The sequence below is a fragment of the Pseudomonas sp. ACN5 genome, assembly GCF_002303975.1.
Taxonomy (GTDB): domain Bacteria; phylum Pseudomonadota; class Gammaproteobacteria; order Pseudomonadales; family Pseudomonadaceae; genus Aquipseudomonas; species Aquipseudomonas laurylsulfatiphila.
On record NZ_MRCP01000019.1, the window covers coordinates 1 to 13,868 of the forward strand.

Annotated in this window: 12 protein-coding genes; 5 read left to right on the forward strand and 7 right to left on the reverse strand. The window is 59.2% G+C overall.

Translation table 11 applies throughout. From position 1 onward, the window contains the following. The first annotated feature begins 565 nt into the window (after positions 1–565). Positions 566–2,068, forward strand: a complete 1,503-nt coding sequence (locus tag BSF40_RS27020; RefSeq protein ID WP_095967593.1) for an aldehyde dehydrogenase family protein — start codon at positions 566–568, stop codon at positions 2,066–2,068. A 61-nt stretch (positions 2,069–2,129) separates the two neighbouring features. Here the strand turns inward: BSF40_RS27020 and BSF40_RS27025 are convergent, their stop codons facing one another. Next, positions 2,130–2,789: a carbonic anhydrase gene (locus BSF40_RS27025; RefSeq protein ID WP_095967594.1), complete on the reverse strand. Its 660-nt coding sequence runs from the start codon at positions 2,787–2,789 to the stop codon at positions 2,130–2,132. 61 nt (positions 2,790–2,850) lie between these two features. Beyond that, positions 2,851–3,318, reverse strand: a complete 468-nt coding sequence (gene cynS / locus BSF40_RS27030) for a cyanase (protein ID WP_007971791.1) — start codon at positions 3,316–3,318, stop codon at positions 2,851–2,853. Positions 3,319–3,441: 123 nt separating this feature from the next. On the opposite strand from cynS, the gene cynR reads away from it, so the two are divergent. Beyond that, positions 3,442–4,323 (forward strand): transcriptional regulator CynR, encoded by an 882-nt coding sequence (gene cynR / locus BSF40_RS27035; protein WP_095967595.1) that lies wholly within the window; start codon positions 3,442–3,444, stop codon positions 4,321–4,323. A 189-nt stretch (positions 4,324–4,512) separates the two neighbouring features. Here cynR and BSF40_RS27040 read toward each other — a convergent pair whose 3' ends face one another. The 3 genes from BSF40_RS27040 to BSF40_RS27050 form a co-directional block, all read right to left on the reverse strand. Beyond that, positions 4,513–4,842: a hypothetical protein gene (locus BSF40_RS27040; protein WP_033047536.1), complete on the reverse strand. Its 330-nt coding sequence runs from the start codon at positions 4,840–4,842 to the stop codon at positions 4,513–4,515. A gap of 523 nt (positions 4,843–5,365) precedes the next feature. Beyond that, on the reverse strand, positions 5,366–5,869 hold the full coding sequence (locus BSF40_RS27045; protein WP_095967596.1) for a GNAT family N-acetyltransferase: 504 nt from the start codon (positions 5,867–5,869) through the stop codon (positions 5,366–5,368). A 182-nt stretch (positions 5,870–6,051) separates the two neighbouring features. Further along, entirely contained in the window at positions 6,052–7,998 is a 1,947-nt protein-coding gene (locus BSF40_RS27050; protein ID WP_256589608.1) for a DNA topoisomerase III, read from the reverse strand. Between the two features lie 258 nt (positions 7,999–8,256). Here BSF40_RS27050 and BSF40_RS27055 point away from each other — a divergent pair, with 258 nt between their 5' ends. Continuing rightward, a complete protein-coding gene (locus BSF40_RS27055; protein ID WP_015095494.1) occupies positions 8,257–8,625 on the forward strand; it encodes a DUF427 domain-containing protein in 369 nt (122 codons plus the stop codon). A 370-nt stretch (positions 8,626–8,995) separates the two neighbouring features. On the opposite strand, the gene BSF40_RS27060 is transcribed toward BSF40_RS27055, so the two are convergent. Both BSF40_RS27060 and BSF40_RS27065 read right to left on the reverse strand, forming a co-directional pair. After that, positions 8,996–10,282 (reverse strand): CitMHS family transporter, encoded by a 1,287-nt coding sequence (locus BSF40_RS27060; RefSeq protein WP_095967598.1) that lies wholly within the window; start codon positions 10,280–10,282, stop codon positions 8,996–8,998. 107 nt (positions 10,283–10,389) lie between these two features. After that, positions 10,390–11,316 carry an SMP-30/gluconolactonase/LRE family protein gene (locus BSF40_RS27065; protein WP_095967599.1) on the reverse strand — a complete coding sequence of 309 codons (927 nt, stop codon included), beginning with the start codon at positions 11,314–11,316 and terminating at the stop codon, positions 10,390–10,392. 332 nt (positions 11,317–11,648) lie between these two features. Here BSF40_RS27065 and BSF40_RS27070 point away from each other — a divergent pair, with 332 nt between their 5' ends. Both BSF40_RS27070 and BSF40_RS27075 read left to right on the forward strand, forming a co-directional pair. Further along, positions 11,649–12,590, forward strand: a complete 942-nt coding sequence (locus tag BSF40_RS27070; RefSeq protein WP_015095491.1) for a hydroxymethylglutaryl-CoA lyase — start codon at positions 11,649–11,651, stop codon at positions 12,588–12,590. Beyond that, positions 12,587–13,786 carry a CaiB/BaiF CoA-transferase family protein gene (locus BSF40_RS27075; protein WP_095967600.1) on the forward strand — a complete coding sequence of 400 codons (1,200 nt, stop codon included), beginning with the start codon at positions 12,587–12,589 and terminating at the stop codon, positions 13,784–13,786. The genes BSF40_RS27070 and BSF40_RS27075 overlap by 4 nt, the downstream gene beginning before the upstream one ends. The last annotated feature ends 82 nt before the right edge of the window (positions 13,787–13,868 follow it).

A 13,868-nucleotide genomic window follows, 5' to 3' on the forward strand; every position in this document is an offset into this window, starting at 1 on the left:
CTGAGATACGTAAGCGCACAACCCGTGTGGGAGCGGGCTTGCTCGCGAAGGCGGTGTGTCAGTCGACATCAATTCTGACTGTCCTGCCGCTATCGCGAGCAAGCTCGCTCCCACAGTGGATGTTGGTCGTGGGCTGGATTTGGTCGACACCAAACAAATGTGGGAGCGAGCTTGCTCGCGATAGCGGAGTGTCAGGCGCTATTGATGTTGGATGGAATGGCCTCTTTGCGAGCAAGCTCGCTCCCACAGTGGATGTTGGTCGTGGGCTGGATTTGGTCGACGCCAAACAAATGTGGGAGCGAGCTTGCTCGCGATAGCGGAGTGTCAGGCGCTATTGATGTTGGATGGAATGGCCTCTTCGCGAGCAGGCTCGCTCCCACAGTGGATGTTGGTCGTGGGCTGGATTTGGTCGACACCAAACAAATGTGGGAGCGAGCTTGCTCGCGATAGCGGAGTGTCAGGCGCTATTGATGTTGGATGGAATGGCCTCTTCGCGAGCAGGCTCGCTCCCACAGGGAAATTGCTATACATTTTCCGGCCGCCCCCTGCATGGTGAAACCGCTTCATGTCTCTCGCGCTCGAACGTCTAGTCGCTGGTACGCCCATCCCTTTCGCCGGCAATCGTGTCACCGTCGTCAGCCCCGAACTGGCGCAACGCTTCCAGCCCGGTGATCACCTGCTGGTGGAGCAGGTCAGCGGCGAGTTGTTGTTGATCCCCGTGGCGGACCAGCAAGCGGCCAACGTCGCGATCGAGCGCGCCCAGGCGGCGTTTACCGCGCTGTCGGCGGTGTCTGATCAAGCGATCAGCGCCTTCTTCGACCTGTTTGCCCAGCGCCTGGAAACCCCGGAATGCTGGACCTTGATCGAGGCCGCCAACCTGGCCGACATCGAGCGGGCCAAGGCGCGCGGCCGCTCGACCACCCGGTTGCTCGCCGATGAGCGCATGCGTCGCGACATGATCGCCGGCCTGCGCGCGTGGCGTGATGCGGCGGCCAGTCGGGGCAAGGTGATCAGCTGCGTCGAACACGATGGCTGGAAAGTCGAGCAAGTGGTCTCGCCGTTGGGCATTGTCGCGTTCGTCTTCGAAGGCCGGCCGAATGTGTTTGCCGATGCGGCCGGTGTGTTGCGCACTGGCAACACCGCCGTGCTGCGCATCGGCAGCGATGCGTTGGGCACGGCCCAGGCGATCGTTACCCATGCACTGAACCCGGCACTGAGCGACGCCGGCTTGCCGGCCGGTGCGGTGTCGCTGGTGGAAAGCGTCAACCACGCCGCCGGTTGGGCGATGTTCGCTGACCGCCGCCTGTCACTGGCGGTGGCTCGTGGTTCGGGGCGCGCCGTCAGCCAGTTGGGCAGCATCGCGCAGCAGGCCGGCACGGCGGTGAGCCTGCACGGTACTGGTGGCGCCTGGCTGATCGCCAACGCCGATGCCGACGCCCAGCGCTTTGCCGCCGTGGTGCGCAACTCCCTGGACCGCAAAGTCTGCAATACCCTGAACGTCTGCCTGATTCACCGCGACCGTGCCGCTGAACTGGTGCCGCTGTTCCTCGATGCACTCAAGCAGGCCGGCACCGCGCGGGGGCAGGGCTGCAAGCTGCACATCGTCGAAGGCAGCGAGTCGCACCTGGCGCAAGACTGGTTGACCGCAACGGTCGAGGTGTACCGCGCCGAAGGCTATCAGACCGAAGCCCAGGCCGAGCCGTTGCCGGAAGATCAATTGGGCCGCGAATGGGAGTGGGAAGAAACCCCGGAAGTCAGCCTGAAAATCGTCGACGACCTGGACAGTGCCATTGCCTTGTTCAATCGCTACAGCCCGCAGTTCACCGTGTCCTTGATCAGTGAAAGCGCCGAGGCCCAGGAGCGTTTCTACAACGCGGTCAACGCGCCTTTTGTCGGCAATGGCATCACCCGTTGGGTCGACGGCCAGTACGCGCTGAACAAGCCGGAACTGGGCCTTTCGAACTGGGAGAGCGGGCGCCTGTTTGCGCGCAGTGCGATTCTCTCGGGCGATGGCGTGTTCACCATCCGTAGCCGCATGACCCAGATCGATCTGGGCGTCAAACGCTGAGACAGTGGAACCGGTGACCGCTGCAAGGGCGGTCACTTTTTTCAACAACCGGTGGTTCCGGTCAAGCGGCTTTGATCGCCTTGGCCGATACCGCACAAGTGCCCGGATGCTCGACCAGCGACACGAAACTTCGGCTGTCGGCATCCAGCGCGTCGATCGAACCGGTCTCGATGTCGTAGACCCAGCCATGCAGGTTCAACAGGCCTTTTTCCTGGGCCAGGCGCACGCTCGGGTGTGTCTGGATGTTGGCCAGTTGGGCGATGACGTTTTCCCGCACCATCGAACTGACCTTGGCCGCTTCGCTGGCATGTGGCCGGGCTTCGTTGATCACTTTCGCCGACTCGGCGTGTTGCAGCCAGCCGCTGACGGCGGGCAGGTGATCCATGCAGGTGCACTTGGCCACCGCCGTCATGGCGCCGCAGTCCGAATGGCCGCAGATCACGATGTCGGTGACGCCGAGCACCGCGACGGCGTATTCGACCGTGGCCGATACGCCACCCGGATGCGGGCTGTAGGACGGCACGATGTTGCCGGCGTTGCGGATCACGAACAGTTCACCGGGCTCTTGCTGGGTCAGCAGTTCCGGCACGACACGGCTGTCGGAGCAGGTGATGAACAGCGTGCCCGGGTGCTGGGTGGTGGCCAGGTGTTTGAACAGGTCGGTACGTTGCGGAAAGGCTTCTTTCTGGAACTTCAAAAAACCGTCGATGAGCGCTTTCATGATCGCGTCCTCATGGGTGAGCAGGGAGTGGCCCGCACCGGTAATGCGGGCCGGTATCAACTTAGAAAGGGCGCAGCGGCAGGAACTTGCCGTCGAGGGTGATGACGGCGCGGGAGCCGCCTTCCGGATCTTCGACTTTCTTCATGTCGAGCTTGAAGTTGATCGCGCTGATGATGCCGTCGCCGAACTGCTCATGAACCAGGGCTTTGAGGGTGGTGCCGTAGATCTGGATCATTTCGTAGAAGCGGTAGATGGTCGGGTCGGTCGGCACACCCGAGAGGCTGCCGCGCAGCGGGATGATCTGCAACCGGGCCACGGCGTCGGCGTCCAGTTCGAGTTTGTCGCCGACCACTTTGGCGGCGCTTTCCGGCAGCGGGTGTTGACCGAGCAGGGCGGCTGTGACGTAGGCCAGGCTCAAGCCGGTGCCATCGGCGAGGTCCTGCCACGACAGGTTCTTGCGCGCCTTGGCATCAAGGACAGAAGTGGTCAGGGCCAGGCTTGGGTCGTTGTAGGCGTGGGACTGTTGCATGGTGATTCTCCTATCGGGAGTGGCGTTGCTTGGGTGTGGGGCCATCTTCTGCCGATCAATCCATAGCGTCCAAGACCGATATACAATGCAATGCATAAGCACTGCCTATAGATGGAGAGTCCAATGTTGCTTCGCCATTTGCGTTACCTGCTGGCGGTGGCCGACCAGGGTGGTTTCACCCGCGCCGCCGAGGTGCTGCATGTGTCCCAGCCGACCTTGTCGCAACAGATCCGCCAACTGGAGGAATCACTGGGTGTGAGCCTGTTCGACCGCACCTCGCGCTCGGTCAGGCCCACCGATGCCGGCCAGGCTTACATTGAATGCGCGCGGCGGGTACTGGTGGAGCTGGAGGCGGGCAGGCGTGCGTTGCATGACGTGAAGGATTTGTCCCGCGGCACCTTGCGCCTGGCCATGACACCGACCTTCATGGCTTATCTGGTAGGGCCGCTGGTGCGCGACTACGTGGCGCGCTACCCGAACATCCACCTGGAGATTTTCGAGTTGTCGATGGACGGGATCGAAGCCGGGCTGGCGGATGATTCGCTGGATATCGCGATTGCGTTTGATCAGGTGCGCAGCACCGACATCGAATCGATCCCGGCGTTTACCGAGACCCTGGGGTTGATGGTCGGGCGGGGTCATCCGCTTTACGAGCATCAGGACGCGTTGTCCGCGCAAGAGGTGGCTCAACTTGAGTTTGCGCTGCTGACCCCGGATTACATCACCCGCACATGCATCGATGAGTTTTTCGCCAAGGCGCAGATCACGCCCAAAGTGGTGATTGAAGTGAACTCGGTCAACACGCTGCTGGAAGTCATCCGGCACTCGACCATCGCCACCATCCTGCCGGAACCCATCGCCACGCAGGATCGGGCACTGCGCAAGCTTTCCATGCAGGGCACAGCGCCAGAGCGCGGGGCTGCGTTGCTGCGGCGCAAGAACAACTACCACAGTGCGGCGTCGGTGGCGTTTGTGGATCTGGTGTTGGGGGCGGATTTTTCATAACCACTACAAAACCCTGTGGGAGCGGGCTTGCTCGCGAATGCGGTGTATCAGTTGACATAGTGTTATCTGACACACCGCCTTCGCGAGCAAGCCCGCTCCCACAGTTGATCTTCGTACGGGCATAAAAAAAGCCTGCTCCTTATTGGGAGCAGGCCCTGTTTCTCAATAAGTCAGTGACGACTCATTCAATTAGTAGAACCGGTCAATCACCCGAACTTCGTTCTGATTCTGCATCGAGGCCCAGGCCTGTTTCAGGGTTTGCAGAACATTGCCGATGAAGTCCTTGTCGGCCGCGGCCTTCTTGCCGACATAGCCCTGGCCGCGACGGTACATCTTCAGTCGGGCAAGCAGGTTCTGGTTGTTCTGGTCGAACTCTGCTTCATGAGCGTGCGGCGACAGGGGGTCGATATGAACCTGGCCACACTTGCTGATCCAGAGAATATGGCTGTCGTGGCTGTCTTTCTTTGCAGCGAACATACGAGCCAGTTCATCGATAGTTGGTTGATTGTTCAGATTCATCATAAAGCCCCTTGACCAATTGGTGATCTTTCAAAGTTGATTCGCTAATACAGGTAGCCCATCGGTTAGTTGATCCCTGGCACCGAAACCAGGACGTCAGCGTTCGACCGCCTTATCGGGCGGGGTCCTGCGTCTGTTGCATGTAGTCGTGTTGAATAACTGCTACGCAATAGCGTCACAACGAAGAGAAGCGGCGAAAACCTTAAGGCCACTGCCGACATTTTCAGGGTCGGCCACAAGCATCATGAGGATTGCTCGCCAAGACTTCTCGCCCTTGTACTGGACGTTCAGGCCAGGTCAGCTTCTTCAATCTGCCTTGTGGGCAGCGTGTATCCGGGAAAAACAGCTCGGCGGTCAGACGAGCTTGCTCAAACGTGTTGCCTGTACTCCCGATCGGGGAGACGTCTGCATCATGCAAGGGCAAAACGGAGGCGTCAACGGTTTTGTAGTGATTATTTTCAGTCACTACATATTGTCGGACAAAGCTGTTCGGAATTAGCGAGGGGAGGCGAGGGTGTGTCGGTCAGGACGACAAAGGCGGACACTCAAAGCGGTAGAAAGTGCAGGCATGAGCGTCAACCACCTGCTGATGCAAGGTGAACGCGCCAACACCGAGCCCCGGCATCACGGTGGCCCAGAACAGGCGTGCCGGCTGATTCGCCTCGAGATGGAAAATCTGCCATTGACCGGGGAATTGACTCAAGAGGGTGGAAACGACAAATCGCGCGACACCCCGGCCACGAAAGCGTCGACTGACAAACAGATAGCCGATGTTGTAGTCGGCACCGGGGAGATGAGTCCGGTTATCCACGGTCACGAAGCCGGCCAGTTCCCCATCGACCTTGATCAGGAAAGGGCGGGTGGCCGGGTGTCGCCAGTACTCCGGCATGGGCAGGATGTTGAAGAATCCGGATTCACCCAGCTTTAGCGGCAACCATTCGCTGAAGTCGTAGGTGTAGAACTGCATCAGGTTTTCGATGGTTTCCAGTTCGTCGCGTTGGGCGGCGTGCAGTGCTATCGAAGACATACGGGGGTGGCTCCTGATCGGCCAAGGGACACCATCGATTATGGTCGGCATTGCACGAACTGTGGCGAGGGAGCTTGCTCCCGCTGGACTGCGCAGCAGGCCCATTCATTTTGTTAGGGAATGGGGCCGCTCTGCGGCCCAACGGGAGCAAGCTCCCTCGCCACAAAGGCTCAGTGTCAGGTTTACGTTTTGCCTGCCGGCTTTGCCCTGCGCTTGGTGCCACTCGATGCTTTGCGCGGGGCGCTCTTGCGCTTTTTCTTCCAGGGGGCTGCGGCGGATCCGCTGGGCGGTGGGCCGCTGATGGTCAGGCTCAGTCCGGCGCAACGGCTGACCTGCTTGCTCATCCACGCCGCCTGTTTGGTGACGAACTCCTCAAGGCTCATTTCCCCGCTTTGCACCATGTCCAGGGCCTGTTCCCAGATCGCCGTGGTGCCCGGGTCGGCAATGGCCCGCGGCACGGCGTCGATCAGGCTGAACGCGGCCGGCGTGGCGGCCAGGGCCTTGCCGTTCTTGACCAGATAGCCACGGTCGAGCAGGCCCTGGATGATCGACGCACGGGTCGCTTCGGTGCCGATGCCGGTGGTGTCCTTGAGCTTTTGCTTGAGCAGCGGGTCTTCCACCAGTTTGGCGACGTTCTTCATGGCCTTGATCAGATCGCCTTCGGTGAACGGCTTTGGCGGTTGCGTCCAGAGGTCCTTGAGTTGCACGCCGGCCACTGCGCAATCGATGCCTTCGGCCAGGTTGGGCAGTGTCTGTGGCGCTGGAGCTTCGCGTCCCTTGGTCGCAGCCAGTGCCTCGGGCAGGGCGCGTTTCCAGCCCTGCTCGATGATCTGCTTGCCGACAGCGCGCAAGGCTTGGCCTGCGCAATCGAAGTCGGCCTGGGTGCGGTCGTATTCGTGATTGGGCAGGAACTGCGCCAGATACCGCGCGCGGATCAGTGTGTAGACCGCGCGCTGCTTGCCCGCCAGCTTGTCGAGGTTCTTCGCCGCCGCGGTGGGGATGATGCCGTGGTGAGCGCTGACCTTGGCATCGTTCCAGGCCCGTGAGCGCCGTTGCGGATCAAGGTGATCGTGCAAGGTGTTCAACGCCGGGTCGGCCTGGCGCAGCGCCGCCAGAATGGCCGGTGCCTCGTTGTGCTGGCTGAGGGGCAAGTAGCCGCAATCGCTGCGCGGATAGGTGATGACCTTGTAGGTTTCGTACAGAGCCTGGGCGATGTCGAGGGTTTCCTGGGCGCCGAGGCCGAGTTTCTTTGAGCAGACCTCCTGCAGGGTGCCCAGGTCGAACGGCAGCGGGGCCACTTCGCGCATCCGTTCGGTGCGCAATTTGATCACCCGCGCACTGGCCGCGCCGCGCATGGCGTCTGCTGCTTGTTGGGCCAGCGCCTGATTCAGGCAGCGGTCCTGATCGTCGCAAACCTCGGATGCCGCGCGCCATTGCGCCGTGAATGCGGTGCCGTTGTGCAGCAGTTGCACATCGATGGCCCAATAGGGGACGGGCACAAAGTCGGCAATGCTGCGATCGCGATCCACTACCAGGCGCAAGGTCGGCGTTTGCACCCGGCCCACCGGCAGCACGCCTTGATAGCCGGACTGGCGCCCCAGCAAGGTGAACAGCCGGCTCATGTTCATGCCGATCAGCCAGTCGGCCCGGGAACGCCCCAGGGCCGAGTGATAGAGGCTGAACGTCTCGTTGCCCGGTTTCAGTGCCGCGAGGGCCTTGCGGATGGACGCATCATCCAGGGCCGACAACCAGAGGCGGCGGATCGGCCCGCGATAGCGGCAATGCTCCACCAGTTCCCGGGCGATCATCTCGCCCTCACGGTCGGCGTCCGTGGCAATGATCAGTTCGGATGCTTCACCGAGCAGGCGCTTGACCGCCTTGTACTGGCTGGCGGTGCGCGGCTTGACGGTCATTTTCCACTTTTCGGGAATGATCGGCAGGTCGGCCAGCACCCAGCGCTTGTAGCGCGCGTCGTAGGCATCCGGCGGTGCGGTCTCCAGCAGGTGGCCGATGCACCAGGTCACCGTGACGTCCGTGCCCAGCCAACAGCCATCGCCCCGGCGCCGGGCGCCGAGGACGGCCGCAATGTCTTTGGCCTGGGAAGGTTTTTCACAGAGGTACAGCCGCATAACCACCATCGTCGATCTATGTGTCAGGGGTGCACAGAATGGCGCTTGATGGGCGATGGAGCAATCTTTATCTGTATGGATGTACAGCTTGGTGTGTCGCTCCCGTTCGGCTGCGAAGCGGTCGCGAGGGTGAAACTTGGGTTATACCTGATAAACCGTGGTCACAGGTTTTGGGGCTGCTGCGCAGCCCATCGCGGGCAAGCCACGCTCCCACATCTTCGATTTGCAGGTCCATCACCGTCATGAGGAACGTTTTCCATGAAAAGCTCCGGTCCTAGCCCTGTCATCACCATCGCCGAGCAGCCTGGCTGTCTGCTGGTGAGGTTTCACGGCATTCAGGTCGCCGCTTCGGCGCGGGCCCTGGTGTTGCTGGAAGCCAACTACCCGCCGGTGTACTACGTGCCGCGGGAGGATATCGACGAGAAATATTTCGCCCGCACCGACCACACCAGCTATTGCCCGTACAAGGGCGATGCGAGTTATTTCAGTCTGCAGGTGCCGGGGCATGAGAGTGCCAATGCGGTGTGGAGTTATGAGAACCCCAAGATATCGGTGCAGCAGATACGCGAATACGTGGCGTTCTACCCGGATCAGGTGAAGTTTGAGTTGTTGGATGTGGAGGTTTGATGGGCGCCGTCAGCCAGCCGGGCGGATCAGTTTTTGTCGAGACCCACGTTACGCGTCTCTACGATCCAGGCAATGCGCTCTGGCTATACGGTTACAGCACTGCGTTGTGTTGCAAGCCGATGGCCGTTGGCTTGTAGGGGCCATGGTCGTTACAAACCTTCCGATAGAATCCGATCCACGCTGTCAGCGAAGTAGTCCACGCTTGCCCGTGTTGTGCACATCGCAGGCTTGATCTTCAGAATGTTCAGGTAGTCGCCGGTGGGCTGCATGAAGATTCCCCTCGGCCAGCGAGTGAAACGAGGGGGTGGCGAACGTTGCTGGTGCGTGGCATCGCCGATATCCCAGCCACGTTCGATGCGGGCTTCCAGTCTCAGTTGACAACGGTAATCGCGCCAATCGCGATGGCGGCCAACAGCATCACCAGAACTGTGCCGAGTGTCCATTTCAGGGAGACTCGCTGGTTATCGCCGTAATCGATATCAAGCAGGCCACATAACAAGTAGGTCGATGCAACCAGGGGGCTGAGTAGGTGAACGGGTTGGCCGATGAGCGAAGCAATCGCCATTTCGTTCGGGCTGATTCCATAGTGAGCCGCCGTTTCGGCGAGAATGGGTAGCACTCCAAAGTAAAATGCATCGTTTGTCAGTACATAAGTGAACGGCATGCTCAGCAGGGCGGTGACCAACGACATGTAATGGCCAGCCTGTTCCGGCAGGATTGTGATGATGTTATCCGAGATCGCCTTGATCATTCCGGTGCCACTCATGATGCCGACGAATATGCCTGCGGCGAAGATCAGCAGGGTGACCGCCATGACGTTGTCAGCATGACGAGCGATAACCTCTTTCTGCTGTTTCAGGCTTGGGTAATTGACAAGGCAAGCCAGGCCAAAAGCAAGCATGAACAGGATCGGCAGGGGCATCAGGCTGAGCATCATGCCGGTGATCAGCGTTAGCGTCAGCACGACGTTAAACAGGAACTTTGGGTCCTTGAGGCGAATATGTGCGTACCCCTCAAGCACGTCGTCTTCACTGACCGTTACCACACCCAGTCGGCGATATTCCATGCGCCCCAGCCACCAGGCGGCGAGGACAACCCAGGCCGCGCCGGCGATCATGATCGGTACCATCTCCAGAAACAGCTCAGTGATATCGACATGCATGGCGCTGGCTGCGCGAGAAAACGGTCCGGCCCATGGCAGGATGTTCATCACACCAATGGCCATCAGTAAAACGGTTGCCATCACCTGTAAGCGGATGCCGGTCAGTCGGTACAGCGGCAAGAAGGCAGCGGTGGCAATAATGTAAGTGGTCGCGCCGTCGCCATCGAGTCCGACACACAACCCCAGAACTGCAGTGCCCACGACGATCTTGCGAGGGTCGCCTTTTACCAGGCGCAACAGCACTTTGATCAGTGGATTGAACAGTCCAGCGTCAGTCATCAGGCAGAAATACAGAATCGCGAAGGTCAGCATGATGCCGGTGGGCGCCAGCATTTTCACGCCGTCGTACATCATGGCGCCGAGCTGAGTCGTAAAGCCGCCCAGGCATCCGAATACAACAGGGACGAGCAGTAGCGCGACCAGCGGTGACAGGCGCTTGCTCATGATCAAATACATGAAACAAGCGATCATGGCGTAGCTCAAGAAGATCAACATGGGTATCCCTTTTATTGGTGTTGTAGGGTACGGGCAGTGAGGGCGCGTTTTTTTCAGGCCGAACGAACCCCGTGCGCGATGCACACAGGCTTCAGCGCTTCATCGAGTTAGCTGTGGGAAAACATCGGCAGACCGGCGTGTTCGAGATCGGCAACCAATACGGTGCTGGTGGACGAGTCAGTGATGAATAATTGCTTGTTGCCCTCGCCACCAAACGCCAGATTGGTCAGGGTGCGTCCATCGGTACAGGACCGTATGCGATACAGCGGCACGGCGTGGGGATCGAATACCCAGACACAGGCGTTCCCGGCATCGCACACGTAAAGATTGCCGACGCAGTCCAATGCCATGCCATCGGCCCCACTGACACCCCCGGCCATTGCGGTGAAGATCCCCACTTTGCTGGTGCCTCCATCCTTCTGAATCGGTAGGCGCCAGATGGCATTTGCGCGCGTCATCGCGACGAACAGAGCACTCTGCTGGAGATCCATGACCAGTCCGTTCGGACTTGGGCCGTTGTCGATCAGTCGAGTCAGAATTTCCTTATCCATGTCGTAGGCGTACACCCTGCCAGTGGGATCCTGCTGGCCGGTCTGACCTTGATCGGTGAAGTAGAGCTTGCCGTTTCTATCAAAGAACAAGTCGTTTACACCCTTGAATCCTTCGCTACGGCTGTGGGTAAGAAACGGCGCGATCGAGCCGGTTTCAGGGTCGAGAACCAGTATTCCCTGCTTGTAGTCGGCGATGAAAATCCGACCATCGCGGTGGATCTTGAGTCCGTTGGGCCAGCCGTCATATTCAGTGACAAGGGTCCATTTGCCCTGTGGGTCTATTCGAAAAATACGCCCGTAGGGGATGTCCGTTACGTAGAGATTTCCCTGTACGTCGAAGGATGGCCCTTCCAGAAAGCTTTTGACCTTCTGCCCGGGTTTGTTGGCGCGCACCCAATCCGAGTCACCGTCCTTCCAAAAGGTTTCCGGCAACGTCGTAAACACTCGGGTCGATAAATCGCGCGGCGGGGCATACAGGCTCACAGGAGCAACTCCTACATAAGGCGGCGGAGAGAGCAGTCACCCGGTTGAAGGTGATTCGGCTTTTTCGCTGCATTGTTATTGTTCTGCCAGAAAGAACGCTGTTGTTTCTAGTAGAATAAATTTCGATGTAATTTTCATTCCTGTCAACCGCTTTTTCGCCGGAAGGCGCTATCAGCACTGCGCTTGAACTGGATGCTTTAAAGGAAGACAGGCCGTTTTTTCTGATTCGGAAGGAGGGATGTTGACACGTGAAATTGATGCGCTCATTATTTAAATCAGAACATCGTTCTGCACAGCAGAATATGCACAAATCAATACGCAGAGTACCGGCGATGAGTGACAAGAAGAACGTAGACATCCTGATCAGCGAGGTAGGCCCGCGTGATGGCCTGCAAAGTGTCAACGCGACGATGCCGACCGAGTTGAAGCTCAAGTGGCTGACAGCATTGGCGGATTCCGGACTCGGAGAAATCGAGGTGGGCTCATTTGTTTCGCCCAGGCTGTTACCGCAAATGGCGGACGCAGCCGAGTTGGTGGGTCACCTGCGTAAAAGACCTGATGTGTTCGTCACCGCCCTGGTGCCCAACCTCAAGGGGGCAGAGGCCGCCTTCAATTCCGGCGTGCAAAAAATCACGCTGCCCATTTCCGTCAGCGAGCCTCACTCACTGGCCAACATTCGAAAGACGCATGAGCAGGTTTACGAAGAGGTGCGCTCCATTGTCAGTCTTCGAAACGAGCGCTTTCCTCATGTAGAAATCGAGTCCGGTTTGTCGACGGTATTTGGTTGCACGATCCAGGGCGAAGTCCGCGAGCAGGACGTGATTGGCATGGCCTTGCGCATGGTCGAATTAGGCGTTGATGAGGTCGGGCTGGCCGATACCGTCGGCTACGCGAACCCCGCTCAAGTTCGCCGTCTGTTCAACCGGCTGCGCGGTGAGATAGGTGCAAAAGCGGGTAGCGCACATTTTCACAACACTCGTGGCCAAGGGTTGGCCAACGTGGTGGCCGCGCTGGAAGCAGGTGTCACCACCATTGATGCGTCGCAAGGCGGCCTCGGTGGCTGTCCCTACGCACCAGGTGCTTCGGGCAACATCGTGACTGAAGATCTGGTCTATTTGCTCGAATCCATGGGGCTGCGCACCGGTGTCGATATCGACAAACTCGTCGCCGCTCGTGAGTGGCTAAAACAGGGCCTGCCAGGAGAGCCGCTCTACGGCTTCATTCCTGACGCGGGTGTCGGTAAAAACTTTCACTATGCCGGGGGCGCGCGATGAGCAGGCAAAATCAGAACATCCAGACCTTGCCGTTGGCGGGTATCCGGGTTGTCGAGTTTGTGCACATGGTGATGGGCCCCGCCTGCGGTTTGGTTCTTGCCGATCTCGGCGCCGAGGTCATCAAGGTCGAGCCCACCCCAGAGGGCGATAACACCCGGCGCTTGACGGGTTCTGGCGCGGGTTACTGGATGACCTACAACCGGAACAAGAAGAGCTTTGCAGTCGATATCAAAACAACGGAAGGCATGGCCGCGGTCCGCAAGCTGATTGAAAGCGCGGACGTAGTCACAGAAAACTTTCGCCCAGGAGCGATGGAAAAACTCGGGCTGGGTTATGACGACGTAAAGGCTATCAAACCCGACATTATCTACAGCTCAATGAAAGGCTTTTTGCCTGGTCCATACGAACACCGCACGGCACTGGATGAAGTCGTGCAGATGATGACGGGGCTCGCTTACATGACCGGCCCTGAAGGTCGTCCGCTACGCGCCGGCGCTTCGGTCAACGATGTGATGGGCGGCATGTTCAGCGCCATCTCGATCCTTGCAGCACTTTGGCAGCGCAAGGCGACCGGTGAGGGGCAGTTTGTTCAGACCGGACTTTTTGAAAACTCGGCCTTTCTGGTCGGTCAGCACATGATGCAAATGGCGACCACCGGTAAGCCGGCAGCCCCGATGCCCAGCCGCCTTTCAGCGTGGGCTATCTATGACGTTTTCAGCACCCTTGATGATGATCAGGTCTTCATGGGCGTGGTGAGCGACAGTCAATGGGCCAGTTTCTGTCAGGCTTTTGGCTTTGAACAGTTGGGTCGTGACCCTGATCTCGCCAGGAACACACAGCGCGTTCAGGCTCGCTCGAAGATATTGCCTTTGGTCAAGGAGCGGCTCGCAACCCTTGGCAAGCAAGAGGTCATGGCGCTGTGCGAGCAGGCAGGCTTGCCGTTTTCGCCTATCCAGCGCCCGCAGGATCTATTCGAGGATCCGCACCTGAACGTGTCTGGAGGCCTGGCACATCTCGCCCTGGAAAACGGTGACGAAGTAAAGGTGCCCATGTTGCCGTTCGAGATGAATGGTCAGCGCATGGATGCTCGCCTGAATGTGCCTCGGTTAGGTAGCCATTCCGAGGCGCTACTCCAAGAGATGGGTTATGCGGCAGGGGACATTGAAGCCCTGCGCGGATGCGGCATCGTCCGCTGATTCTCCTGATCGACTGTGTAGCAAATTCGCTGATGGTTTTCTCGCCGTCCGCCATATAAAAATAAAGTTGAGGAACCCCGTC

Bases quoted from the DNA above. Each gene is read 5' to 3' on its own strand.
- BSF40_RS27070 (WP_015095491.1), top strand. From the start codon at position 11,649: ATGAGTGACAAGAAGAACGTAGACATCCTGATCAGCGAGGTAGGCCCG.
- cynR (WP_095967595.1), top strand. From the start codon at position 3,442: ATGTTGCTTCGCCATTTGCGTTACCTGCTGGCGGTGGCCGACCAGGGT.
- BSF40_RS27040 (WP_033047536.1), bottom strand. From the start codon at position 4,842: ATGAATCTGAACAATCAACCAACTATCGATGAACTGGCTCGTATGTTC.
- BSF40_RS27060 (WP_095967598.1), bottom strand. From the start codon at position 10,282: ATGTTGATCTTCTTGAGCTACGCCATGATCGCTTGTTTCATGTATTTG.
- BSF40_RS27045 (WP_095967596.1), bottom strand. From the start codon at position 5,869: ATGTCTTCGATAGCACTGCACGCCGCCCAACGCGACGAACTGGAAACC.
- BSF40_RS27025 (WP_095967594.1), bottom strand. From the start codon at position 2,789: ATGAAAGCGCTCATCGACGGTTTTTTGAAGTTCCAGAAAGAAGCCTTT.
- BSF40_RS27020 (WP_095967593.1), top strand. From the start codon at position 566: ATGTCTCTCGCGCTCGAACGTCTAGTCGCTGGTACGCCCATCCCTTTC.
- BSF40_RS27055 (WP_015095494.1), top strand. From the start codon at position 8,257: ATGAAAAGCTCCGGTCCTAGCCCTGTCATCACCATCGCCGAGCAGCCT.
- BSF40_RS27075 (WP_095967600.1), top strand. From the start codon at position 12,587: ATGAGCAGGCAAAATCAGAACATCCAGACCTTGCCGTTGGCGGGTATC.
- BSF40_RS27050 (WP_256589608.1), bottom strand. From the start codon at position 7,998: ATGCGGCTGTACCTCTGTGAAAAACCTTCCCAGGCCAAAGACATTGCG.
- cynS (WP_007971791.1), bottom strand. From the start codon at position 3,318: ATGCAACAGTCCCACGCCTACAACGACCCAAGCCTGGCCCTGACCACT.